The sequence below is a fragment of the Pseudonocardia humida genome (assembly GCF_023898865.1).
Taxonomy (GTDB): domain Bacteria; phylum Actinomycetota; class Actinomycetes; order Mycobacteriales; family Pseudonocardiaceae; genus Pseudonocardia; species Pseudonocardia humida.
Genome location: NZ_JAGSOV010000035.1, coordinates 130500 through 153187 on the forward strand (window position 1 = coordinate 130500; position 22688 = coordinate 153187).

The following is a 22688-nucleotide window of genomic DNA, read 5'->3' on the forward strand; positions in this document are numbered from 1 at the left end:
CGGCACGCCCGCGGGGCGTGCCGGGCGCGGACGCGTCAGAGGCCCTGGGCGGCCAGGGCCTCGCGGACGGCCTTGCTGGTCGAGGGCACGGTGGCGGTGGGGCCGACCTGGCCGGACACGGCGTCCAGGGTCTTCAGGCCGTCGCCGGTGATCAGCAGCACGGTCTCGGCGTCGGGGTCGAGCTGCCCGGACTCGACGAGCTTGCGGGTCGTCGCGATGGTGACCCCGCCCGCGGTCTCGGCGAACACGCCCTCGGTGCGGGCCAGCAGCCGGATGCCCTCGACGACCTCGGCGTCGCTGACGTCGGCGACCGCGCCCCCGGTGCGGCGCACCGCGTCGAGCACGTAGGGGCCGTCGGCGGGGTTGCCGATCGCCAGCGAGCGGGCGATGGTGTCCGGCTTGACCGGGCGCACGACGTCGGTGCCCTCGGCGTAGGCGGTGGACACCGGCGAGCAGCCGGTGGCCTGGGCCCCGAACACCTTGTAGGGGGTGGCCTCGACCAGGCCGAGCCTGCCCAGCTCGGTGAAGCCCTTGTCCACCTTGGTCAGCTGCGAGCCCGACGCGACCGGCACGACGACCTGCTCGGGGAGCCGCCAGCCCAGCTGCTCGGCGACCTCGAAGCCGAGGGTCTTGGAGCCCTCGGCGTAGTACGGGCGCACGTTGACGTTGACGAACGCCCAGTCCTCGTGCTCGGCGGCCAGCTCGGTGGCCAGCCGGTTGACGTCGTCGTAGTTGCCGTCGACGGCCAGCAGGGTGCCGCCGTAGACGGCGGTCGTGAGGACCTTGGCCTGCTCGAGGGAGGAGGGGATCAGCACCACGGAGTCCCAGCCGGCGCGCGCCGCGGCGGCGGCCACGGCGTTGGCGAGGTTGCCGGTGGAGGGGCAGCACAGAACGGTGAAGCCCAGCTCCCGGGCGGCGGCCAGGGCCACGGCGACCACGCGGTCCTTGAAGGAGTGGGTGGGGTTGCCGGTGTCGTCCTTGACCCACAGGTTGCGCAGGCCCAGCTCGGCGCCGAGCCGGTCGGCCTTGATCAGCCGGGTGAGGCCCGGCTCGGTGTTCGGGACGGAGGTGACGCGGGCGGGCACCGGGAGCAGCTCGCGATAGCGCCAGATCGACTTGGGGCCGGCCTCGATGGACTCGCGGGTCACGCGGCCGAAGTCGTAGGCGACCTCGAGCGGGCCGAAGCACTGCGGACAGGCGAACTCGGCGGCCAGCGGGACCTCGTGGCCGCACTCGCGGCACGACAGCGCGCGTGCGGGACCGAGGTCGAGGGACGTGGCGCTACCGGATCCGCGCACAGACGTGTCGGCGGCAAGGGACATCGAGGATCTCCTCATCTTTCCCGCACGGTGCGGGTCGGAATTGGCACCGTGATCGAGCCGCGTGGACACGCGTGCTCGCCGGTTGCCGGGGCTTCAACGGGCCGTTCCCTCTACCCCTCTGGATGAGCCATGTTCAGTTGTGACGCGAACGTTACGGCAGGACCGGCCGGCTGCCCAAGCCGGTATCCGCGATGTGGGAGCCGGCTCACGTCGCGTCGGGGGTGTGGGCGAGCATGGGCACCATGACCGTCGCACCCGTCCAGCTCGTCGTCGGCGAGGAGGAGCTGCTGGTCGAGCGGGCCGTGGACGCGGTGGCCGCCGAGGTCCGCCTCGACGACCCGGCCGCCGAGGTGCGCCGCTACCGGGCGAGCGAGCTGACCCCGGTCGACCTGGCCGACGTGCTGAGCCCGTCGCTGTTCGCCGAGGGCCGGGTGGTGGTGCTGCAGGCCGCCCACGAGGCGGGCAAGGAGCTGGCCACCGCGATCGTCGACCAGTCCGCCGACCCGGCCGACGGCGTCGTGCTGGTGGTCGTGCACGCGGGTGGGGCACGCAACAAGGCCATGGCCGACGCCCTGCGCAAGGTCGGGGCGAAGGTCACCACCTGCGCCAGGATCACCCGCTCGGAGGAGCGGTCGGACTTCGTCCGCGCCGAGGTCCGCAGGCTCGGCGGGAAGATCGAGCCGGCGGCGATCGGGGTGGTGCTGGAGTCGGTCGGGTCCGACCTGCGCGAGCTGGCCGCGGCCACGGGCCAGCTGGTCGCCGACACCGGCGGCCGCGTCGACGAGGCCGCCGTGCGCCGCTACTACCGTGGCAAGGCCGAGTCCTCCGGGTTCGCCGTGGCCGACAAGGTCGTGGCGGGCGACCGGGCGGGCGCGCTGGAGGCACTGCGCTGGGCGCAGGCGCTCGGGGTGCCCTCGGTGCTGGTGGCCGACGCGCTGGCCGACGCGATGCGCACGCTGGCCAAGGTCGGCTCGGCGGGCCGGGGCGACCCGAACCGGCTGGCCGGCACGCTCGGCATGCCGCCGTGGAAGATCCGCAGGGCGCAGCGCGAGGTCCGCGGCTGGAACCCGACGGCGCTGGCCGCGGCCTTCGCGGCGGCGGCCCAGGTCAACGCGGACGTGAAGGGCGCCGCGGCCGACGCGGGCTACGCCCTGGAGCGGGCCGTGCTGCGGATGTGCGCCGCCCGCAACGAGCAGTGAACCGGGCCGGCGCGCTCACCCGATCGTGGGTGCCGGCCCGGGCGATCGGCGGAATGGCACTACGTGCCACATCGTTGTCCACGGTGTGACGCCGACGTCCGAGACGCGCCCCGCCCCGCGCCTGCTGCAGGTCCGCACCGTCTACGCCGAGCCGGAGGCCCGCGACTCCGAGCGCGGTCGCCAGGTGCTCGCCCGCTTCCCCGACGCCGAGGTGGTCGAGGTCGCCTCGCACTGGCAGATCCCCGAGCTGCACGGCAACGCGGGCAACGTCGAGCGCTGGGTGCGGGTGAAGACCGAGACGCTCGTGCTGGGTGTGAAGAAGTCCCTGTCGGCCCGGCCCAACGGGCGCTCGGCGGACTTCATCGCCCCCTCGACGTCGAACGGCTGCGCGATGGCCTGCGCCTACTGCTACGTGCCGCGCCGCAAGGGCTACGCCAACCCGATCACGGTGTTCACGAACATCGACAAGATCACCCGGTACCTGCGGGGGCACGTCCGGCGCCAGGGGCTGAAGGCCGAGCCCGACCAGATCGACCCCGCGGCGTGGGTCTACGACATCGGCGAGAACAGCGACTGCTCGGTCGACGCGCTGATCAGCGAGAACGTCGCCGACCTCGTCGCGACGTTCCGGGAGCTGCCCACGGCCAAGGCGAGCTTCGCGACGAAGTTCGTCAACCGCGACCTGCTCGGCTACGACCCGCGCGGGCGCACCCGCATCCGGTTCTCGCTGATGCCCGATCGCGACTCGCGGCTGCTCGACATCCGGACCAGCTCCATCGGCGAGCGCATCGCCGCGGTCGACGACTTCGTCGAGGCCGGCTACGAGGTGCACCTGAACCTGTCGCCGGTGGTGCTGCGCGAGGGCTGGGAGCGCGACTGGGCCGAGCTGCTCACCCGCCTCGACGACGAGCTGGGGGCCGCGGCGAAGGCGCAGGCCGCCGCCGAGGTCATCCTGCTGACCCACAACCGCGACCTGCACGAGGTCAACCTGGGCTGGCACCCGAAGGCCGAGGACGTGCTGTGGCGGCCCGAGCTGCAGCAGGCCAAGCGGTCGCAGTCGGGGATGTGGAACGTGCGCTACCGCAACGATCGCAAGCGCGAGGGCGTGCGGGGCGTGCAGGACCTGATCGCGGCGCACGCGCCGTGGCTGCGGGTCCGCTACGCCTTCTGAGCGGCCGTCCGGGACGCACGACGACGGCGCCGCCCACGTGGGGCGGCGCCGTCGGCGGAGTGCGGGTGGGTCAGGCGGAGATGCCGCTGAGCCGCCGCGCCATCGCGGACTTGCGGTTGGCGGCCTGGTTCTTGTGCAGGACGCCCTTGCTGGCCGCCTTGTCCAGCGCGCGGGAGGCCGCACGCTGGAGCGTGGTGGCCTGCTCGACGTCGCCGGACTCCGCGGCCTCGCGGAACTTGCGGACGGCGGTCCGCACCGACGAGCGGACCGACTTGTTGCGCACGCGGCGCTTCTCGTTGGTCTTGACCCGCTTGATCTGGGACTTGATGTTGGCCACGCGAATGCCTCGGGTTTCTGATTGCCGCTTGGTCTCGTCCGGACCGGTGGCGGGGATGCCGCGGCACGCCGGTCGCTCGACCATCCATGTTACAGCGCATCGCGGACCGGGTGACACCGGCCCGGCGCAGCCCGACCGGACCACCGACCGGGCCTCGTACGCTGCCCACCATGGGCGGGCTCTCGGGGTGGGCGGCCTGGCGGTCGCGCGGCGGGCCGCTGGACGCCGCGATCGCGCTGGCCCTGCTGGCGGTCGACCTGCCCAGCGGGCTGTGGGCGGTCAGCGGGGGCAACGCGGCGGCCCCGGTGCCGCCGGTGCCGCTGGTCTGGTCGCTGGTGTCGTCGGTGCTGCTGTGCGCGCCGCTGCTCGCGCGGCGGCGCGCCCCGCGGGCCGTGGCCGCGGCGGTGCTGGCCGCGGTCGCGTTCACCGCGCTGACCCACGGGCCGGGCGCGAACTCCCACTTCGCGGTCGCCGTCATCGCGATCATGGCGGCCACGGTGCGGGTGCACGGCGACCGGCGGGACTCGGTCGTCTTCGCGGCGGCGACGGTCGTCGTGCTCGTCGCGCTGGTGCCGGTGACGGGGCCGTGGTTCCTGGCATTCCTGCTGTACCTGGTGGTCGGGGCGGTCACCGGCGAGGTCGTGGCCGCCCGCCGGAGCGAGCAGTCGCGCAGGCACGAGGCCGAGCAGCGGGACGCGGCGACCGGGGCCGCGCTGCGGGAGCGGGTGCGGATCGCCCGGGACATGCACGACGTCGTCACGCACGCGGTGAGCCTGATGGTGGTGCAGGCGGAGGGGGCGCGGCTGGCCGTGCGCCGCGACCCCGACCGGGCCGAGCAGGCGATGGCCACGGTGGCCGAGGCCGGCCGGCGCACCCTCGGCGAGCTGCGGGGCCTGGTCGGGGCCCTGCGCGGCCCCGAGGCGGCGCCTGCGGCCGGCGGGGAGCCCGACACCGGCCCGGTCGGCGACCTGGCCGGCCTGGCCGCCACCATGCGGGCCGCGGGCCTGGCGGTGCGGCTCGACCCGGACCGCCCGCGGCTGCCGGCGGGCCTGCACGCCACCGGGTACCGGATCGTGCAGGAGTCGCTGACCAACTGCCTGCGCCACGCCCCGGCCGGGGCCCGGGTCACCGTGGGCGTCCGGAGCGACGCCGCCCACCTGCGGATCTCCGTCGTCGACGACGGCGGCCCGGCCCGCGCGGTGCCCGAGCTCCGGGACGGCGGCAGCGGCCTGGCCGGGATGCGGGAGCGGGCCCGGGCCGCGGGCGGCATGCTGGACGCCGGCCCGGTGCCCTCGGGCGGCTGGTGCGTCGAGGCCGAGCTGCCGCTGCCGGTCGGGGCGCTGTGAGTATCGGCGTGCTGCTGGTCGACGACCAGGAGCTGATGCGGATGGGCCTGCGCCTGGTGCTGGACGCGCAGGACGACATCACCGTGGTCGGCGAGGTCGGCGACGGGGCCGCCGCGGTGGAGGCGGCCCGCAGGCTGCGCCCGGACCTGGTGCTGATGGACGTCCGGATGCCGGTGCTCGACGGCGTCGAGGCGACCCGCCGGATCACCGCGGCCGGGACGTCGAAGGTGCTGGTGATGACCACGTTCGACCTCGACGAGTACGTCTACGCGGCGCTGCGCGGCGGGGCGGGCGGCTTCCTGCTCAAGGACGCCCCGCCGGCCCAGCTGGTGGCGGCGATCCGGGCGGTGGTCGCGGGCGACGCGGTCGTCTCGCCGCGGGTAACCCGGCGCCTGCTGGACCGGTTCCTGGTCGGCACCGGTGAGCCGACGGGCGACCCGGCCGTGCTGGCCGCGCTGACCGAGCGCGAGCGCGAGGTGCTGGTGCTGGTGGCCCGCGGGCGCAGCAACGCCGAGATCGCCGCCGAGCTGCACCTGTCCACGGCCACGGTGAAGAGCCACGTCGGCCGGGTGCTGACCAAGCTCGACCTGCGCGACCGCGTGCAGGCGGTCGTGCTCGCCTACGAGACGGGCCTGGTCCGCGCGGGCGAGTCCGCCTGAGGTCGTAGCCGGCTCGTCCCCGGGGCGGGGGGCGCCGGGCGACCACGGCCCGATGTGCGCGCGGGTCCACCCGGGCCACGCTGGCGCCCGTGGCAGAGGTCGTGGGGGCGGCGGGGCTCGCGAAGAGCTACCCGTCGGGCGTGCGCGCGGTGGCCGGTGTCGACCTCGACATCGGCCGCGGGGAGGTCTACGGGGTGGTGGGCCTGAACGGGGCGGGCAAGTCGACGCTGTTCCGGCTGCTGCTGGGGCTGGCCCGGCCGACGGAGGGGATCGTCCGGGTGTTCGGCGGCCCACCGGGGACGGCCGCGGGGCGGGTCGGGGCGATGACCGAGACCGGCGGGTTCTACCCGCACCTGACCGGGCGGCAGAACGTCGCCCTGATGGCCAGGCTGGGCGGTCTCGGGCGCGGGCCGGGCATGGCCGACGCGGTGCAGGAGGCGCTGGTCGCGGCCGGCCTCGCCGACCGCGCGGACCGGCGGTTCGGGGAGTACTCGCTGGGCATGCGCCAGCGGGTGGGGCTGGCCGTCGCGCTATGCGGGCACCGCGAGCTGCTGGTGCTCGACGAGCCGACCAACGGGCTCGACCCGGCCGGCATCGCCGAGGTCCGAGGGCTGGTCCGGGAGCGCGTCGACGCGGGGGCGACCGTGCTGCTGGCCAGCCACCTGCTCACCGAGGTCGAGCAGGTCTGCGACCGGGTCGGCCTGCTGCACCGCGGCAGGCTGGTCGCCGAGGGCCCGCCGGGGGAGCTGGCGGCGCGGGTCGGTGGGCTGCTGGTGCGGGCCGAACCCGCAGCGGCCGCGATCGGCCTGCTGCGGGCGCACCCGGCGGTCCGCGAGGTCGAGGCCGACGGGGCGGTGCTGCGGGTGGCGGCGCCGCCCGCGCAGGCGGCCGAGCTCAACCGGGCCCTCGTCGCGGCCGGGGTGGCCGTGCACGAGCTGCGCCCGGCCGGGGGCGGGCTGGAGGCCGTGCTGCTGCGGGCCGGCCTGCTGGAGGCGGACGCGTCCGCCGGGGGGATCGGGGCCGAGGAGGTGCCGGCATGAGCGTGGTGGAGCGGACCGGAGGGGTGCGCGGCGTGCTGGACGGGGCCGCGGTGCACCTGGGGGCGATGCTGCGCCGCCGGGCGACCTGGTGGGCCTGCGGCGCGTGGGTCGTGGCCGGACCGTTCTTCGGGTTGGTCGTGCTGTACCTGGTGGTCAGCCTGGGCGGGATCCCGGAGCCGGCGGCGTCGCAGGTGCTGGCCGGGTTGTTGCCGCCCGCCCTGCCGGGCACGGTGGCCTCGGGCTACGTCCCCTACGCCGCGCCCTACCTGCTGGTGCTCGGGGCGGTGCTGGTGGGCAACGAGTACCGGTGGGGGACGGTGGCCGTGCTGCTGGTGCAGCGGCCGGGCCGGGCCCGGCTGGTGCTGGCGCAGGCGCTGGCGCTCGTCGTGGTCGTCGGGGCGGCGGTGCTGGCCGAGTACGCCGTGGCGGCCGGGGTGTCCGCCACGATCGCCGCGCTGGAGGGGGCGGGGGCGACCGGTCCGCCGGGCGGCGCGCTGCTGGCCTCGCTGGCAGCCTGCTGGCTGGCCGGGTCGGTGTTCGCGCTGGTCGGCGTGCTCCTGGCGCACGCGCTGCGCAGCCCGGCCGGGGCGATCGGGGTGGGGCTGGTGTGGGTGCTGGTCGTGGAGACGGCGGTGCGCGGCCTGCTCGCCGTGCTGCCCGGGGTGGGGTGGGTGCAGGACCTGCTGCTGGGGCCCGCGGTGGGCACCCTCGCCGTGGCGCTCGGCGCGCCCGCGGTGGACGCCTCGTTCGGCGTCGGCCCGGGTGGCGACCCGGTGGCGGCGGTGGCGGTGCTGCTGGGCTGGGCGGTTCTCGCGGTCGGGCTGTCCGCGCTGCTGGTGCGGCGCAGGGACGTGCCGGCGCGCGGCTGAGGCCGGCTCAACCGCCGGGCGCGCGACGCGGCGCCGGGATCATCCCGGCCGGTCCGCGCCCGGCCACGACCGCGTTGCCGCCGGCGTGCTTGGCCCGGTACATGGCCGCGTCGGCCAGGGCCAGCGCGTCGGCCGGGCGACTGCCGGCCTGCATCGCCACCACGCCCACCGACATCGTCACCCCGGCGGCCGTCTCGGTCGGCAGCGCGGCGACCTCCGCCGCCGCGCGCTGCAGCACCGCCCTGGCCCGCGGCAGCGAGGTCGAGGGCAGCACCACGACGAACTCGTCGCCGCCGTAGCGGGCCACCAGGTCCTGGGCCCGCAGTGCGCCGCGCAGGCAGCCGGCCACCTCGCGGAGCACGGCGTCGCCGACGGCGTGCGAGCCGCCGTCGTTGACGTCCTTGAAGCGGTCCAGGTCGATCAGGGCGACCGCGCACGGCGCCTCCCGCCCCGAGGACACCTGCTCCAGGGTCAGGTCGAGCGCGCGCCGGTTGGGCAGCCCGGTCAGCGAGTCCTGCATGGCCTGGGCGGCCACCGCGCCGTGCTCGCGGGTCAGGCGGTGGTGCTCGCGGTGCCCGCGCAGCGCCGCGAGCCGGGCCTCCTGCAGCGCCCACAGCTCGGCCTCCAGCGCCTCCGCGTAGGCGGCGAGCGCGTCCGGCCGGTCGACGCCCGCGCGCACCGCGGCCCGGGCGTACTCCCGGTGCAGCGAGAGCGCGAGCGCGGGCTCCACGGCCGTGGCGGTCAGCTCGAGGTGCATCGGGCGCAGCGCCTGCACCGCCTCCGCGGCGCGGCCGTCGGCCAGCAGGCAGCGCGCGACCGCGATGGTCAGCACGATGCGGTCGTGGACGAACCGGGCGTCGGGGAGCACGGCGAGCAGCCGGTCGACGTGCTGCGGCCCGGGTCGGCGCAGCGCGGGGGCCGCGTCGAGGATCGCGCACCGGTGGCCGGGCACGGCGTCGCGCTCGGACCGGGTGACCGAGACCGCCCAGAGCCGCTCAGCGGACCGGGCGGTGCGGGCCGCGGCGGCGAACCGGCGGGCGGCCTCGGCGTCCTGGCCGCCGCGCTCCAGGCGCAGCCCCCAGGCCAGCTGCAGCCGGGTCCGGTTGATCTGGTGGACGGCGCGGTCCATGGCCGCTCCGTCGGCGGCGGAGATCCTGACCGCGCGTCGCGAGACCTCGTCGGCCAGTTCGTGCGCGTCGAGCGTGAGCAGCACCAGCACCAGCCCGTTGAGGCTGCGGGAGAGCAGTCGGGCCCATTCCGACGGGTCCTCACCGGGGAGGGGCCGCTCGATGTCGGTGAGCAGGGCCAGCGCGGTGCCGGCGTCGGCCAGCGCGGCCTGCCCGTCGCCGAAGACGGCGGCGTGGTGCGCGCGCAACGTGGCCGCCTCGCCCAGCAGCCGCGGGTCGCCGACGTGCTCGGCGCAGGTGGTGTGCTCGCGGACCAGCGCCGCCGCCTCACCGGACGCGCTCCGGTCGAGGAGCAGCAGGCGCATCAGCACCGCCGCCCGCAGCACCTCGCACATCACCGCGGTGCTCGCCCCGCGCACCCGCATCCGGCCCAGCAGCTCGTCGATCCCGCGCACCGCGGCCCCGCGCACCGCCGGGTCGGACCGCTGGTGCCAGCGCGACATCCCGACGACCCGCTCGGAGAGCTGCTCGTCGGTGAGGTGGTCGAGGTCGGCGGCGCAGCGGCAGTCCGGGGCGCCGCGCACCAGCGCGCACCGGTCGCTCTCGACCCCGGTGACGCCAGCTCGGGTCACGCCCGCCCCCTGTGCCGGGCACGGTGCGGTCGGCGCGCCGCGACGCGCCGGTGCCCGGCAGTTCCGACCCGTCTACGGGAATGGTGGCATGCCCGCAGACGTGCGCGATGTTGGGCCGACCGACATCGTGCAGGTGGCTCAGTCGCCGGCGCGCGGCCGGCCCCGCCCGCGCGGACGGGTGGCGTCCTTGGGCAGCCGGCCGGCCTCGGCGAGCGCGGCCCGCAGCAGGAAGTCGATCTGGGCGTTGGTGCTGCGCAGCTCGTCGGCCGCCCAGCGGGCCAGCGCGTCGTGGACGGCCGGGTCGAGCCGGAGCAGGAAGCTCTTGCGCCCCTTCGCCGACCCGTCGGCCCGCCCGTTCGGTTCCTCGACCACGGATCAGTGGTAGAGCGAGCCCGCGTTGACCACCGGCTGGGTCGCCCGGTCGCCGCACAGCACCACCAGCAGGTTGCTGACCATCGCGGCCTTCCGCTCCTCGTCGAGCTCGACGATCTCGCGCTCGGACAGCCGGGCGAGCGCCATGTCGACCATGCCGACCGCGCCCTCGACGATCCGCTCGCGGGCCGCGACGACCGCCCCGGCCTGCTGGCGCTGCAGCATGGCGCCGGCGATCTCGGGCGCGTAGGCGAGGTGGGTCAGCCGGGACTCCACGATCCGCACGCCCGCCGACTCGACGCGCGCGCCGATCTCGGCGGACAGCTTCTCGGTGATCTCCTCGGCGTTGCCGCGCAGCGAGAGGCCGTCGTCGTCGACGTGGTCGTCGTAGGGGTAGGTGGTGGCGATGTGCCGCACGGCCGTCTCGGCCTGGGTGTGCACGAAGTCGACGAAGGAGTCGACCTCGAACACCGCGCGGGCGGTGTCCTCGACCCGCCAGACGACGACGGCGGCGATCTCGATCGGGTTGCCGTCGCGGTCGTTCACCTTGAGGGCGGCGGTCTCGTGGTTGCGGATGCGGGTGGAGATCTTGCGCTTGCTGCTGAAGGGGTTGACCCAGCGCAGCCCGGCGGTGCGCACGGTGCCGATGTAGCGCCCGAAGAACTGCAGCACCCTGGCCTCGCCGGGGGCGACGGTGGTCAGGCCGTTGAGCACGAGCAGCCCGGCCAGCACGAGCACGATGCCGACCGCGCCGACCACCTCGTCGCCGCGGGCGAAGCCGCTGACCGCCCACCCGCCGCCGAGCACCAGCACCAGGCCGACGAGCAGTGCCAGGAACCCGTTGGTGCCGATCGCGGCGTGCTCCCGGACGACCGGATCGGGCATCCGGACGGGGACGACGTCGGCGGGGCCGTCCGGGGTGGTGGTCGGGCCGGGCCCGGTCCGCGGGTCGATGGCGGTCATCGGCTGCGCTCCATTCGGATGTGCGATCGATTGGCTAGCTCGATGATATCACTTTTTCCGGAGGCGGAGACGACGGAGGCCCCACGCCGACCGGCGTGGGGCCTCCGTCGAGGTCGGGCGGGGGTCAGGGCCGCTCGGCGGCCCGGTCGACGCGGCGGTGGAACTGCTCGCCCACCCGGCCGCCGAGCCCGGCGGCCAGCGCGGTCACCAGCAGCACCGCGGCCAGCGCGATCACCCCGGCGATGGTCAGCTCGGTCGGGTCGCCGGGCAGCGCGGGCAGCCGCAGCGAGCCGAACAGCTCGGCGTTCGCGGCCCCGGCCACCATGCCGGTGACCGCGGCGACCACCGTGACCAGCAGGCCGACCACCCAGGCCAGCAGGCCGTTGCGGGCGCCGTCGAAGCGGGCCAGGCGCCCGGCGACGTAGCCGCCGGCGAAGTAGGAGACGCCGAGCACGGCCAGCAGCACGATGGCGCCGGTCAGGCCCACGGGGGCGGCGTCTGCGCCGCTGGGGTCCAGGCCCATCGAGGAGCCGATCGCGACCCCGATCGCGGTGGCGATGGTGGACAGCAGCACCGTCATGCCGACCGCCACCAGCCAGCCGAAGAACGCCGCGCCGATCTTGCGCCCGCCGAAGCGGTCGTGCAGGCGGGCCCGCTCGGCCGCGCGGCGGCGGCTGCCGATCTCCGGGTCGCGCGAGACCGGGACCGTGTCGCCCGCGGCGGGGTCGGTCTTGCCGGTGGTGGTGACGGGCTCCTCGGCGTGGGACCCGCGACCGGACCAGCGCCCGCGCGGGGTCTCGTCGGTGGTGTGCTGCTCACCGCTGCCGCGCCGGAACCACCGGGTCCGGCCGCCGCTCTCCTGTACCTCGGTCATCTCAGCGCACCCTCTCGGTCCGGTCCGTCCGGTTGGGGTCCTCTTCCCGATCGAGCGGAGCGGGAAACCGGTGTCCCGCGCCCCGGTCACCCGTTCGGACCCACCGCCGCCCCGGCATGGGACGATGGGCAGAACCCTCCTGCCGAATGGATCCGTGGATACCGAGTGAGTTCGTTCGCCGACCAGACCTTCACCCCGCCGGAGCTGATCCGGAACTTCTGCATCATCGCCCACATCGACCACGGCAAGTCCACCCTGGCCGACCGCATGCTGCAGCTCACCGGCGTGGTCGAGGAGCGCCTGATGCGCGCCCAGTACCTCGACCGGATGGACATCGAGCGCGAGCGCGGCATCACGATCAAGGCGCAGAACGTCCGGCTGCCGTGGAAGGTCGGCGACCGGGAGCACGTGCTGCACCTGATCGACACCCCCGGCCACGTCGACTTCACCTACGAGGTCAGCCGGGCGCTGGAGGCCTGCGAGGGCGCGATCCTGCTGGTCGACGCGGCGCAGGGGATCGAGGCGCAGACCCTGGCCAACCTGTACCTGGCCATGGAGAACGACCTCACCATCATCCCGGTCCTCAACAAGATCGACCTCCCGGCCGCCGACCCCGACCGGTACGCCGCCGAGATCGCGCACATCGTCGGCTGCGAGCCCGAGGACGTGCTGCGGGTCAGCGCGAAGACCGGCGTCGGCGTCCGCGAGCTGATCGACGAGGTCGTCCGCCAGGTCCCCGCGCCGGTGGGCGACGCCGACGCCCCGGCCCGGGCGATGATCTTCGACTCGGTCTACGACACCTACCGCGGCGTCATCACCTACATCCGGGTCGTCGACGGCCGCATCACCCCGCGCGAGCGGATCAAGATGATGTCCACCGGCGCCGTGCACGAGCTGCTCGAGGTCGGCATCGTCTCCCCGGAGCCCAAGCCGTCGGTCGGGCTGGGCGTCGGCGAGGTCGGCTACCTGATCACCGGCGTGAAGGACGTCCGCCAGTCCAAGGTCGGCGACACCGTCACCAGCCAGCGCAAGGGCGCCACCGAGGCGCTGACCGGCTACCGCGAGCCGCGCCCGATGGTCTACTCCGGGCTCTACCCCGTCGACGGCTCGGAGTACCCGCTGCTGCGCGACGCGCTGGACAAGCTCCAGCTCAACGACGCCGCGCTGACCTACGAGCCGGAGACCTCCGCGGCGCTGGGCTTCGGCTTCCGCTGCGGCTTCCTCGGCCTGCTGCACCTGGAGATCACCCGCGACCGGCTGGAGCGCGAGGCGGGCCTGGACCTGATCTCCACCGCGCCCAACGTCGTCTACCGGGTGAAGCTGGACAGCCCGAACAAGCTCGGCGAGACCGAGATGACGGTGACCAACCCGTCGGACTGGCCGACCGGCAAGATCGCCGAGGTCTTCGAGCCGGTCGTCAAGGTCTCGATCCTGGCCCCGTCGGAGTACATCGGCGCGATCATGGAGCTGTGCCAGAGCAGGCGCGGCGTGCTCGGCGGCATGGACTACCTGTCCGAGAGCCGGGTCGAGCTGCGCTACACGATGCCGCTCGCGGAGATCATCTTCGACTTCTTCGACGCGCTGAAGTCGCGCACCCGCGGCTACGCCAGCCTCGACTACGAGGAGGCAGGCGAGCAGTCCGCCGACCTGGTCAAGGTCGACATCCTGCTGCAGGGCGAGCCGGTCGACGCGTTCTCGGCGATCCGGCACAAGGACTCCGCCTACGCCTACGGCACCTCGATGGCCACCAAGCTGCGCGAGCTGATCCCGCGCCAGCAGTTCGAGGTGCCGATCCAGGCCGCCATCGGCGCTCGGATCATCGCCCGCGAGAACATCCGGGCGATGCGCAAGGACGTGCTGGCCAAGTGCTACGGCGGCGACATCACGCGCAAGCGCAAGCTGCTGGAGAAGCAGAAGGAGGGCAAGAAGCGGATGAAGACCATCGGTCGGGTCGAGGTCCCGCAGGAGGCCTTCGTCGCCGCGCTGTCCACCGACTCCGACGGCGACGGCAAGTCCAAGAAGTAGCCCTCGGGACCGCGCGCGGGTGCCATGCTCCCGGTGACACCCGCGCCGCCCCCGAGGAGCGCACATGATCGATGTCGGGCCGAACTCGTCCGCCGTGGCCGGTGCGGTGCTGCTGGGCGTGCTGGTGATCGGGATCCTGGCCGGGCGCGCGAAGCAGCGGCTCACGCTGCTGCTGTTCGGGCTACTGGCGATGGTCGGGGTGGTGATCGCGCTGAACGCGCTGGTGCGCCAGCAGGGCGGGGACCGCGCCGCCGAGTTCACCGGGCTCTACCTGCTGGGGCTGCCGCTCGTCGCGGTGTACCTGGCCGGCTGGCTGTGCGCCAGGGGCAGCTGGTTCACCCGGGTGCTCGTGGTGGTGCTGGCCGTGGCGCTGGTGCTCGTGTTCCCCTACGCCCAGGCCGGCCAGGCCACCGCCGCGCTGGTCGGCGGCGGATGAGCCCGGTCCGATTCCGGATCTTTCCCTGGGAACCGGCGCACCGCCTCGATTAGCGTCGGGAGCGTGCTGAACGCCGACGCCCCCGGACGCATCGAATCGGTCAACCGCGCCGCCCGGGCCCGGTACGACCTGCCCGCACGGGCCGGGTCGACCGGCATCGACAAGCAACCCGTGATCGGCCCGGTGCGGTTGGGGGCCGGCGGCGTCGAGGGCGACACCATCGTCGCCCTCGACGACCACGGCGGTCCCGACCAGGCCGTCTACGCCTACTCCGTGGACGACCTGCGGTGGCTGGCCACCGAGTTCGACCGCTCCGTCGGACCGGGCGGCGCGGGCGAGAACCTGACCGTGTCCGGCGTCGACTGCTCGCACGCCGTCATCGGTGAGCGCTGGCAGGTCGGCGGCGCGGTGCTGCAGGTGCGCGCCGCCCGCACGCCGTGCCGCACGTTCGCCGGCTTCCTGGGCGTGCCCGACCTCGTCAAGCGCTTCATCGCCGGCGGGCGCCCCGGCGCCTACCTGGCCGTCGTGCAGCCCGGCACGGTGCGGGCAGGCGACCCGGTCCGCGTCCTCGACCGCCCCGACCACGGGGTGACCACGGCCGACGTGATGGCGGCCCGGACCGTCGACCGCGACCGCGTCCCGCACGTCGCCGCGGCGCGGGAGTTCCTCGGGGCGCGTGAGCGGGCGTGGCTGGAGCGGGTGCACGACGCGCGCGTGCGGGGCGCAGCCGCGGCCGGCTGAGACCGCGTGAAGCCGACCGCTGATCGCCCGTCGCCCCACGGGACGACGGCATCGCGGACGCGGATCAGCGGGTGCTGTCCTGGCCCTGGCTGGCCAGCGCCTCCAGGAGTTCGGCGAGCTGCGCCCGCTCGGGCAGGCGGGACGCGCCGATGGCGTCGCTCGCGGAGCGTTCGACGCTCCCGCAGACCCTCTCGACGACCTCCCGGCCGGCCCCCGCCAGGTGCACCAGGACGCGGCGGCGGTCCATCGGGTCGGTGCTGCGGTAGGCCAGGCGGGCGTCGACCAGGCGGTCGACGACGCGCGTGGCGGTGGGCGCAGGCAGTGCGGTGTGGGACGCGATCTCGCCCATGCTCCGGCCCCCGCCACGGGCCAGCATCAGCAGCACGCGCCAGCCGTCGCGGTTGACCCCTTCGGCGGACGTGGCCGGGGAGAGGGCCGCCTCGACGGCGCGGTCCAGCCGGTCGAGCAGCTCGACCAGACCTGTCACTCGCGGCGCCGGGGCGTACACCGTGCCCGGCGCCCTTCTACTTGGTGGTTCGGGCACGGTTACCGACTGTACGTGTTGTGCGCAAGGTGTGTGCGCCTCCGAGGGATACCTTTAGGGTGAACGGTCTAACGGTGCGTCACCTGGTGAACACGATCTTGCCGGCCGTATCGCCGTCGAGCATGGCCCGGAAGCCTTCTTCCGCCTGCTCCATGGGCAGTTCCAGGCCGATCTCCGGGCTGATGCCCGCGTTCGCCACGAAGGTGAGCAGATCGGCCAGCTCGTCGCGGGTCCCCATGGTGGAACCGATCACGCTGAGCTGCAGGAAGAACAGCCGCTGCAGGTCGGCGCCGGGGTTGGGACCGCTGGTCGACCCGGAGACCACGATCACCCCACCCGGACGCAGAGCCCGCATCGAGTGCGACCACGTCGCCTCGCCCACGGTCTCGAAGACCGCGTCGACGCGCTCGGGCAGCCGCTCCCCGCTGGGGAAGGTGGCGTGCGCCCCCAGCTTCTCGGCCAGGGCGCGCTTCTCCTCGCTGCGCCCGGTGACCCAGACGCGCATACCGGCCGCCCGGCCCAGCTGCACCAGGGCCGTGGACACGCCGCCGGAGGCGCCCTGCACGAGCATCGTCTGGCCCGGGCGCAGACCCGACTTCACGAACAGCATCCGGTAGGCCGTCAGCCACGCCGTGCCCATCACCGCGGCCTGGACGGCGGTCATACCGCTGGGCATGGGGACCGCGTTGCGCTCCGGCACGACCACCGTCTCGGCGAAGGTGCCCTGGTGCTTCTCGGTGAGCAGGGTGCGCTTGGGGTCGAGGGTCTCCTCGCCGCGCCAGCCCGGACTGGTGATCACCGAGTGCAGCACGACGTCGGTGCCGTCGGCGAGCTTCCCTGCGCCGTCGCAGCCCAGGATCATCGGGAACTGGTCGGGCTTGATGCCGACCCCGCGAAGCGTCCACAGGTCGTGCATGTTGAGGCTGGCCGCGGTGACGGTGACCGCCACCCAGCCGTCGGGGACCTCGGGTTCGGGCCGCTCGCCCACGGTGAGCGAGTCGAGCGGAGCGTCGGCGTTGGGCTCTGCTGCGTAGACGGCGAACATGGGATCCGAACCTAGCCCGATCCGCGCCCCGCGTCGCGGCGATGTCGCGGCCCCCACCCGACGGGGCCGCGCCCCGCCCGGGCCCCGGCCCGTCCTAGGGTGGGGGTGTGCTGCGGGATCTGCTGGACTGGTGGGACGGGGTGGAGCTGTGGCTCACCCAGCTGTCCTTCCCGTTCCAGGTGCTGCTGGCGGTGCTGGTCCTGCTGCCGGGGTGCTGGCTGGCCGCGGCGGGCGTCGACCGGGCGGTGGAGCGGCTGCTGGCGGCCGTGGCCGCCCGCCGGACCACGACCGGCGCGACGGAGCCGGCGGAGGCCGCGCCCGGGCCCGAACCCCGCGCCGACCTGCCCGGCGGTTCGCCCGAGGTGCCCGACCCCGTGCCCGACCCCGTGCCCGACCCCGTGCCCGACCCCGTGCCCGTCGCCGACACCGTGCCGGACCGGTCCCGGCCCGACGACCGGGCCTGACCGCTCAGCCCGCCGCCCGTCCGGCCCCGGCCGCGGCGGCGGCCAGCGTCGACAGCACCTCCGAGCAGCCGCTGTCGACCAGGACGTCGGCGAGCGCGTCGCCCCGGGTGGCGCCCCGGTTGACGATCACCACCGGGACACCGTGCTTGCGCGCGTGCCGGACGAACCGCAGCCCCGACATCACCGTCAACGACGAGCCCGCGACCAGCAGCGCCCCGCCCGCCGGCAGCAGCGCGTCGACCATCCCGTAAGCGCGGGCGACCCGGTCGCGCGGGACGTTCTCGCCGAAGAAGACGACGTCGGGCTTGAGCGGTCCGCCGCAGGCGGTGCAGTCGGCCAGCCGGAAGCCGGCGATGACGTCGAGCCCGAGCTCGGCGTCGCCGTCCGGGCGCTCCACGGCCGGGCCGACCGCCTCGACGAAGCCCGGGTTGAGCGCCGTCAGCCGGGCCGCGAGGTCGGCGCGCGGCGTCCGCAGCCCGCAATCCAGGCAGACGACGTCGGCGACCCGGCCGTGCAGGTCGATCACCGCGCGGCTGCCGGCCTCGGTGTGCAGCCCGTCGACGTTCTGCGTGATCAGCCCGCGCAGCGGGCCGGAGCGCTCCAGGGCGGCCAGCGCGCGGTGCCCGGCGTTGGGCGCGGCGCGCGCCATCCGGGTCCAGCCGACGTGGCTGCGGGCCCAGTAGCGGCGTCGCGCGTCGGCGCCGGAGCGGAACTCCTGGAACGTCATCGGGGTCCGGTTCGGGGAGCCGGGACCGCGGTAGTCGGGGATGCCGGAGTCGGTGGACAGCCCGGCCCCGGTCAGCGCGACCAGCGGCCGACCGGCCAGCAGGTCGAGGGCGCGGTCGACCGCGCCGTCGGGCTCATGCACACCGTCAAGGCTACGGCCGCCCCGACGATGTCGCGTTCCTACAATCGCCCGGCCGCCCGCCGCGAGAGGGTCGGGGCATGGATCACGCAGACACCATGTCGCAGAGCATCGACGTCGCCGTCGCGGCGATCCGCGGCGCCGACCCGGCCCGCTTCGACGACCCCAGCCCGTGCTCGGAGTACACCGTCGGCCAGGTGGTGAGCCACCTCGCGTTCGGGCTGCTGCTGGCCGAGTACGCGGCGCTGCGCAAGGACTGGGAGGAGGGCTGGTCGGGCACCGACCGCGCCCCCTACCTCGTCGACGTGCCGGAGTCGCAGTGGGCGGAGAAGGCGGCCGCGCAGGGCGAGGCGACCCGGCGCGCCTGGGCCGACCCGGCCGCGTGGGACGGCGAGGCCGGCTTCGGCGGCGGCGCGATGCCCGCCGCGGCCATCGGCTCGATGATGATCGCCGAGTTCGTCGTGCACGGCTGGGACGTCGCCGCGGCCACCGGGCAGCGCGTCGAGGTCGGCGGGCCGCTCGGGGAGGCCGTGCTGGAGGGCGTGAACGCCATCGCGCCGATGGGCCGCGAGGGCGGCTGGTTCGCCCCCGAGGTCACCGTGGCGCCCGACGCACCCGCACTCGACCGCGCCCTCGCCGCCTCCGGCCGCGACCCCTCCTGGACGCCCTGACCTCCCCCCACCCTCGCCCCAACCTGGGCGCGGGGGGCGGAGGGGCGGGGCGGGGGCGCGGGGGGCTTGGGGGCGAGGGGCGTCAGGGGGTGGGGGCGGCCCAGGTGGGAGGGCGCTTCTCGGCGAAGGCCCGCATGCCCTCCTGGCCCTCCTCCCCGGCGAAGAACCCGGCCGACAGCCGCTGCATCGCCGCGAAGCGCTCCGCCATCGAGCCGGTCGGCGCGTCGAGCAGCAGCTGCTTGGTCGCGGCCAGCGCGCCGGGGGCGCCGAGGCGCAGCATCCCGACGTAGCGGTCGACCTCGGCGTCCAGCTCGTCGGCCGGGACGGCGGTGGTGAGCAGCCCGATCCGGACGGCGCGCGCCGCGTCGAAGGTCTCGCCGGTCAGGAACAGCTCGTGGGCGGCGCGGGTGACGAGCCGGGGCAGGACGGTCACCGAGATCACCGCGGGCACGACGCCGATCCGGACCTCGGAGAAGGCGTAGGTGGTGGAGTCGGCGGCGACGGCGACGTCGCAGGCGGCCACCATCCCGACCCCGCCCGCGCGGGCCGGTCCGGCCAGGCGGGCCAGCACCGGCGTGGGGGAGGTCCAGATCCGCTCCAGGATCGCCGGGAAATCCATGATCCCCTGCTCGTCGGCGCTCGCCCCGCGGGTCTCCTTGAGGTCCATCCCGGCGCAGAACACGGGCCCGGTGTGGGTGAGCACGATCACCCGCGCGGCCGGGTCGGCGATGGCGGCGTCCAGCGCGGCCAGCAGCTCGCGGCGCAGCTGCGCGGACAGCGCGTTGCGGTTGGCCGGGGAGTCCAGGGTGATCGTGGCCGCGCCCCGCACGACGTCGAGGTGCACCAGCTCGTCTGCCATCGTCAGTGCGTATCACGATCGGCGGCGTACGCGCGCGCCTGCAGCGAGAACAGCTCGTGGTACGTGCCGCCCAGCGCCATGAGCTCGTCGTGGCGGCCCTGCTCGGTGATCCGCCCGTGCTCCAGCACCACGATCCGGTCGGCGGAGCGGACGTTGGCCAGCCGGTGGGTGATCAGCACGGTGATCCGGTCCGAGCCGGCTCCGGTCCGCCCGCGCAGCGTGCCGAACACCGCGTGCTCGGCACGCGCGTCCAGGGCCGCGGTGGGCTCGTCCGCGACGACCAGCGGCGCGTCCCGGAACAACCCGCGCGCCACCGCGACCCGCTGCCACTGGCCGCCGGACAGGTCGCGCCCGCCCTGGAACTCCTTGGACAGCACGGTCGACCACCCGTCGGGCAGCTCGGCGACGACGGTGTCGGTGCCGGAGCCGTTGGCCGCGTCGAGCAGCAGCGCCCCGTCCGGGTCGGCGCGTTCCAGCCGGCCGACGCGGACGTTGTTGCGCGCGCTCATCGGCCAGTTCACCGGGTCCTGCAGCACCACGGCGACATGTGTGAGCAGCGCGTCGGCGTCGACGGCTCCGACGTCGACGCCGTCCCAGCGCACCGTGCCGTGCTCGGGCAGGTAGAGCCCGGTGATGAGCTTGGCCAGGGTGGACTTGCCCGAACCGTTCTCGCCGACCAGCGCGACGACCTCGCCGCGGCGCAGGGTCAGGTCGATGCCCTCGACGGCGGGCTCGTCCTGACCGGGGTACCGGAAGCTCACCCCGGTCAGCTCGATGCGGGTGGGCGGGCCGGTCAGCGGTGCGGAGCCCGGCCGTCGACGGCGGCGGGCGGCCTCGGACAGGCAGCTGCGGAAGAGCTCCACGTAGAAGCCGGACTCGTAGAGCATGTTGACGCCGTAGACCGCGTTCGAGACCGCCTGGGCCGCCATGCGCATCGCCAGGGCGGCGGCCCCGGCCACCGCCAGCTCCAGCAGCTCGAAGTAGATCAGCAGGGCCAGCACGGCGTAGGCGCCCGCCGACCCGATGCCCGCCAGCGTCCGCCCGACCAGCTCGACGAGCGTGCGGTCGCGGGCCACCCGCACCGCGTCGGCGGTGATCTGGTCGGCGATCCGGCGGTGCTCGGCGAGCAGCGGGCCGCGGGTGGTCAGCGCGCGCACCTCGGCGGCCTGGTCCCGGCCGGTGATCAGGGCGCCGGCGATCCCCAGTCGGCGGCGGGCCGAGCTCATCCGCAGGAACGAGGCGAACATCAGCCGGGCCGACCGCACCGAGGCCCAGCCCTGGGGCAGCGCCGCCAGCAGCACCACCGGGGCCAGCAGCGGGTGCAGCACCCCGGCGGTGACGACCGCCGCCGCCACGGACACCAGCGAGGCGAGCAGGTCGCCGGTCTCGCCGACCACGGTGCGCACCCGCGTGAGGCCCTGGATGCTGGCCCGCTCGACGAGCTCGGTGAAGTCGGGGTCGTCGAACGCCACCAGCTCGACGTCGAGGAGCGCGGCGTGCAGGTCGTCCTGGGCGGCCTGCTCGACCAGCGGCGCCAGCCGGCCCTGCACCATCGCCACTGCCGCGTCCAGCAGCCCGCGCGCGGCCAGCGCCGCGACCACGGTGGCCAGCGCGGGCAGCGCGGCGAGGACCCGCTCCGGCGTCGGCCCGGCGGCCAGCAGCCGGGTGAAGACGTCGGCGGTGGCGAACAGCCCGAACGCCGTCGCGCAGCCCGACAGCAGCTGCACGACCCCGGAGAGGACGGTCATCCGCGGCGAGGCCCGCCAGGCCCAGCGCACCGCGGTCGCCATGGTGCGGGGGGCAGCGCGGGCGACGGCGCCCAGCGCGGCCCCGGCCACCGACTCGAAACCCTGCGCCCACGACGGCGTCGTCAGGTCGTGCGCCCCGATCAGCGGCTCCGAGCTGTCCGCCACGCCCCCGCCTCTCGCCGCCCGCCCCCATGCTCGCCGAACGGAGGGGTGTTGCGGAGCGGCCGTCCGGGTCTCGTACGGACCCGTACGGGACCCCGACGGCGTCAGGCCGGCTGCTTGGCCGCCTCCGCGTCGCGGCGCGCCACCTCGGCGCGCACCAGCGGGATCACCTCGCGGCCGAACTCCTCGGCGTCGGCCAGCAGGTCGTACCCCCGCGCCGACAGGATCCGCACGCCGAGGTCGTAGTAGTCCAGCAGCGCGGCCGCCACGGTCTCGGGCGTCCCGACCAGCGCGGTGGAGTTGCCCGCGCCGCCGGTGGCCGCCGCCGTCACCGTCCACAGGGCCCGGTCGTGCCGCTCGCCCTGCTCGGCCACGGCCAGCAGCCGCTGCGAGCCGGCGTTCTCCGGGTCGGTGAGCTTGTGGCGGCGGGTGAGCTGCCGGCCGCCGGTGGTGCGCTCCCTGATCCGGGCGACGGTGGCGTGGGCCTTCTCCCAGGCCGCCTCCTCCGTGCGGCCCAGGATCGGGCGGAAGGCGACCTGGAAGGTGGGCGCGGGGCGGCCGGCCGCCGCGGCCAGGTCGGTGATCGTGGCGATCTGCTCGGCCGTGCCGGCCAGCGGCTCGCCCCACAGCGCGTAGATGTCGGCCTCCTCGGCGCCCACCTTGTACGCGGCCGCGGACGACCCGCCGAACGAGATGCGCGGGCGGGGCTTCTGGGCGGGTTCGACGTCGAGCACGAAGTCGGTGAAGTCGTAGTGCTCGCCGTGGAAGTCGAAGGGCTCCCGGCTGGTCCAGGCCTTCTTCAGGATCTGGATGGCTTCGCGGGTGCGGTCGTAGCGGCGGTCCTTGGGCAGCGTGTCGCCCTCGCGCTGCTGCTCGTGGTCGTTGCCGCCGGTGATGACGTGCAGGGTGAGCCGGCCGTCGCTGATCTGGTCGAGCGTGGCCACCGTCTTCGCCGCGAACGTCGGGTAGGAGACGTTGGGGCGGTGGGCGAGCAGCAGTTGCAGGCGCTCGGTGTGGTCGGCGATGTAGGCGGCGGCCTGGGCGGGGTCGGGGCTGCCCGAGCCGTACGCGGTGAGCACGCGGTCCCAGCCGCTGTCCTCGTGGGCGCGGGCCAGGGCCAGGGTGAACTGCTTGTCGAAGGCGGGTCCGGAGCGCGGGCGCGTCTCCGTGCCGTCGTTGGTGGCGCCGATGCCGAGGAACTCGACGGGCATGGTGGG

Annotated in this window: 23 protein-coding genes and 1 riboswitch; of the genes, 11 read left to right on the top strand and 12 right to left on the bottom strand. The window is 75.1% G+C overall.

All coding sequences use genetic code 11. The features are described 5' to 3' along the window. Positions 1-35 precede the first annotated feature (35 nt). Positions 36-1322 carry a threonine synthase gene (gene thrC / locus KDL28_RS16420; RefSeq protein ID WP_252439489.1) on the bottom strand — a complete coding sequence of 429 codons (1287 nt, stop codon included), beginning with the start codon at positions 1320-1322 and terminating at the stop codon, positions 36-38. Between the two features lie 8 nt (positions 1323-1330). Continuing rightward, a riboswitch (SAM riboswitch) is annotated at positions 1331-1451 on the bottom strand. 113 nt (positions 1452-1564) lie between these two features. Here thrC and holA point away from each other — a divergent pair. Next, positions 1565-2521: a DNA polymerase III subunit delta gene (holA, locus tag KDL28_RS16425; protein ID WP_252439491.1), complete on the top strand. Its 957-nt coding sequence runs from the start codon at positions 1565-1567 to the stop codon at positions 2519-2521. 85 nt (positions 2522-2606) lie between these two features. Then, positions 2607-3692: a spore photoproduct lyase family protein gene (locus KDL28_RS16430; RefSeq protein ID WP_252439493.1), complete on the top strand. Its 1086-nt coding sequence runs from the start codon at positions 2607-2609 to the stop codon at positions 3690-3692. Positions 3693-3762: 70 nt separating this feature from the next. Here the strand turns inward: KDL28_RS16430 and rpsT are convergent, their stop codons facing one another. Further along, entirely contained in the window at positions 3763-4029 is a 267-nt protein-coding gene (rpsT, locus tag KDL28_RS16435) for a 30S ribosomal protein S20 (RefSeq protein WP_252439495.1), read from the bottom strand. A 170-nt stretch (positions 4030-4199) separates the two neighbouring features. Between rpsT and KDL28_RS16440 the strand changes: the two genes are divergently transcribed. The 4 genes from KDL28_RS16440 (at position 4200) to KDL28_RS16455 (ending at position 7943) form a co-directional block, all read left to right on the top strand. Then, a complete protein-coding gene (locus tag KDL28_RS16440) occupies positions 4200-5375 on the top strand; it encodes a sensor histidine kinase (protein WP_252439497.1) in 1176 nt (391 codons plus the stop codon). Further along, a complete protein-coding gene (locus KDL28_RS16445) occupies positions 5372-6034 on the top strand; it encodes a response regulator (RefSeq protein WP_308216012.1) in 663 nt (220 codons plus the stop codon). Before KDL28_RS16440 ends, KDL28_RS16445 begins: the two co-directional genes overlap by 4 nt. An 89-nt stretch (positions 6035-6123) precedes the next feature. Then, positions 6124-7074, top strand: a complete 951-nt coding sequence (locus KDL28_RS16450; RefSeq protein ID WP_252439499.1) for an ABC transporter ATP-binding protein — start codon at positions 6124-6126, stop codon at positions 7072-7074. Continuing rightward, positions 7071-7943, top strand: coding sequence for an ABC transporter permease subunit (locus KDL28_RS16455; protein WP_252439501.1), 873 nt, complete (start codon positions 7071-7073; stop codon positions 7941-7943). Before KDL28_RS16450 ends, KDL28_RS16455 begins: the two co-directional genes overlap by 4 nt. A 7-nt stretch (positions 7944-7950) precedes the next feature. On the opposite strand, the gene KDL28_RS41530 is transcribed toward KDL28_RS16455, so the two are convergent. From KDL28_RS41530 to KDL28_RS16475, 4 genes are all read right to left on the bottom strand, one after another. After that, on the bottom strand, positions 7951-9702 hold the full coding sequence (locus tag KDL28_RS41530) for a GGDEF domain-containing protein (protein ID WP_252439503.1): 1752 nt from the start codon (positions 9700-9702) through the stop codon (positions 7951-7953). Positions 9703-9840: 138 nt separating this feature from the next. Then, the gene (locus tag KDL28_RS16465) at positions 9841-10074 is read right to left on the bottom strand and encodes a type II toxin-antitoxin system antitoxin (RefSeq protein ID WP_252439505.1); all 234 of its coding nucleotides are present in this window, start codon (positions 10072-10074) and stop codon (positions 9841-9843) included. A 3-nt stretch (positions 10075-10077) separates the two neighbouring features. Next, complete coding sequence (locus KDL28_RS16470; RefSeq protein WP_252439660.1) at positions 10078-10959, bottom strand: SPFH domain-containing protein; 882 nt, start codon at positions 10957-10959, stop codon at positions 10078-10080. Positions 10960-11161: 202 nt separating this feature from the next. Continuing rightward, entirely contained in the window at positions 11162-11911 is a 750-nt protein-coding gene (locus KDL28_RS16475) for a hypothetical protein (protein WP_252439508.1), read from the bottom strand. A gap of 165 nt (positions 11912-12076) precedes the next feature. On the opposite strand from KDL28_RS16475, the gene lepA reads away from it, so the two are divergent. The 3 genes from lepA (at position 12077) to KDL28_RS16490 (ending at position 15113) form a co-directional block, all read left to right on the top strand. Beyond that, a complete protein-coding gene (gene lepA, locus KDL28_RS16480) occupies positions 12077-13936 on the top strand; it encodes a translation elongation factor 4 (RefSeq protein ID WP_252439510.1) in 1860 nt (619 codons plus the stop codon). Positions 13937-14000: 64 nt separating this feature from the next. Further along, complete coding sequence (locus KDL28_RS16485; protein WP_252439512.1) at positions 14001-14372, top strand: hypothetical protein; 372 nt, start codon at positions 14001-14003, stop codon at positions 14370-14372. A 63-nt stretch (positions 14373-14435) separates the two neighbouring features. Then, positions 14436-15113, top strand: coding sequence for an MOSC domain-containing protein (locus KDL28_RS16490; protein WP_252439514.1), 678 nt, complete (start codon positions 14436-14438; stop codon positions 15111-15113). A gap of 64 nt (positions 15114-15177) precedes the next feature. Here the strand turns inward: KDL28_RS16490 and KDL28_RS16495 are convergent, their stop codons facing one another. Both KDL28_RS16495 and KDL28_RS16500 read right to left on the bottom strand, forming a co-directional pair. Further along, on the bottom strand, positions 15178-15600 hold the full coding sequence (locus tag KDL28_RS16495; RefSeq protein ID WP_252439516.1) for a MarR family winged helix-turn-helix transcriptional regulator: 423 nt from the start codon (positions 15598-15600) through the stop codon (positions 15178-15180). Positions 15601-15736: 136 nt separating this feature from the next. Further along, positions 15737-16702 (bottom strand): zinc-binding dehydrogenase, encoded by a 966-nt coding sequence (locus KDL28_RS16500; protein WP_252439518.1) that lies wholly within the window; start codon positions 16700-16702, stop codon positions 15737-15739. Between the two features lie 107 nt (positions 16703-16809). Between KDL28_RS16500 and KDL28_RS16505 the strand changes: the two genes are divergently transcribed. After that, complete coding sequence (locus tag KDL28_RS16505) at positions 16810-17166, top strand: hypothetical protein (RefSeq protein ID WP_252439520.1); 357 nt, start codon at positions 16810-16812, stop codon at positions 17164-17166. Between the two features lie 4 nt (positions 17167-17170). Here the strand turns inward: KDL28_RS16505 and KDL28_RS16510 are convergent, their stop codons facing one another. Then, positions 17171-18034 (bottom strand): NAD-dependent protein deacetylase, encoded by an 864-nt coding sequence (locus KDL28_RS16510; protein ID WP_252439522.1) that lies wholly within the window; start codon positions 18032-18034, stop codon positions 17171-17173. 77 nt (positions 18035-18111) lie between these two features. Between KDL28_RS16510 and KDL28_RS16515 the strand changes: the two genes are divergently transcribed. Then, positions 18112-18702 (top strand): TIGR03086 family metal-binding protein, encoded by a 591-nt coding sequence (locus KDL28_RS16515; RefSeq protein ID WP_252439524.1) that lies wholly within the window; start codon positions 18112-18114, stop codon positions 18700-18702. Positions 18703-18784: 82 nt separating this feature from the next. Here the strand turns inward: KDL28_RS16515 and KDL28_RS16520 are convergent, their stop codons facing one another. The 3 genes from KDL28_RS16520 to KDL28_RS16530 all read right to left on the bottom strand — a co-directional run bounded on the left by KDL28_RS16520 (position 18785) and on the right by KDL28_RS16530 (position 22682). Continuing rightward, positions 18785-19561 carry an enoyl-CoA hydratase-related protein gene (locus KDL28_RS16520; RefSeq protein WP_252439526.1) on the bottom strand — a complete coding sequence of 259 codons (777 nt, stop codon included), beginning with the start codon at positions 19559-19561 and terminating at the stop codon, positions 18785-18787. Between the two features lie 2 nt (positions 19562-19563). Next, positions 19564-21474 (bottom strand): ABC transporter ATP-binding protein, encoded by a 1911-nt coding sequence (locus tag KDL28_RS16525; RefSeq protein WP_252439528.1) that lies wholly within the window; start codon positions 21472-21474, stop codon positions 19564-19566. A 101-nt stretch (positions 21475-21575) separates the two neighbouring features. Next, a complete protein-coding gene (locus tag KDL28_RS16530) occupies positions 21576-22682 on the bottom strand; it encodes an LLM class flavin-dependent oxidoreductase (RefSeq protein ID WP_252439530.1) in 1107 nt (368 codons plus the stop codon). Between the last annotated feature and the right edge of the window lie 6 nt (positions 22683-22688).

Coding starts and splice junctions, on each gene's coding strand:
- KDL28_RS16530 (WP_252439530.1), bottom strand. CDS start 22,682: ATGCCCGTCGAGTTCCTCGGCATCGGCGCCACCAACGACGGCACGGAG.
- KDL28_RS16455 (WP_252439501.1), top strand. CDS start 7,071: ATGAGCGTGGTGGAGCGGACCGGAGGGGTGCGCGGCGTGCTGGACGGG.
- KDL28_RS16475 (WP_252439508.1), bottom strand. CDS start 11,911: ATGACCGAGGTACAGGAGAGCGGCGGCCGGACCCGGTGGTTCCGGCGC.
- holA (WP_252439491.1), top strand. CDS start 1,565: ATGACCGTCGCACCCGTCCAGCTCGTCGTCGGCGAGGAGGAGCTGCTG.
- KDL28_RS16440 (WP_252439497.1), top strand. CDS start 4,200: ATGGGCGGGCTCTCGGGGTGGGCGGCCTGGCGGTCGCGCGGCGGGCCG.
- KDL28_RS16500 (WP_252439518.1), bottom strand. CDS start 16,702: ATGTTCGCCGTCTACGCAGCAGAGCCCAACGCCGACGCTCCGCTCGAC.
- KDL28_RS16470 (WP_252439660.1), bottom strand. CDS start 10,959: ATGCCCGATCCGGTCGTCCGGGAGCACGCCGCGATCGGCACCAACGGG.
- thrC (WP_252439489.1), bottom strand. CDS start 1,322: ATGTCCCTTGCCGCCGACACGTCTGTGCGCGGATCCGGTAGCGCCACG.
- KDL28_RS16515 (WP_252439524.1), top strand. CDS start 18,112: ATGGATCACGCAGACACCATGTCGCAGAGCATCGACGTCGCCGTCGCG.
- KDL28_RS16520 (WP_252439526.1), bottom strand. CDS start 19,561: ATGGCAGACGAGCTGGTGCACCTCGACGTCGTGCGGGGCGCGGCCACG.
- KDL28_RS16485 (WP_252439512.1), top strand. CDS start 14,001: ATGATCGATGTCGGGCCGAACTCGTCCGCCGTGGCCGGTGCGGTGCTG.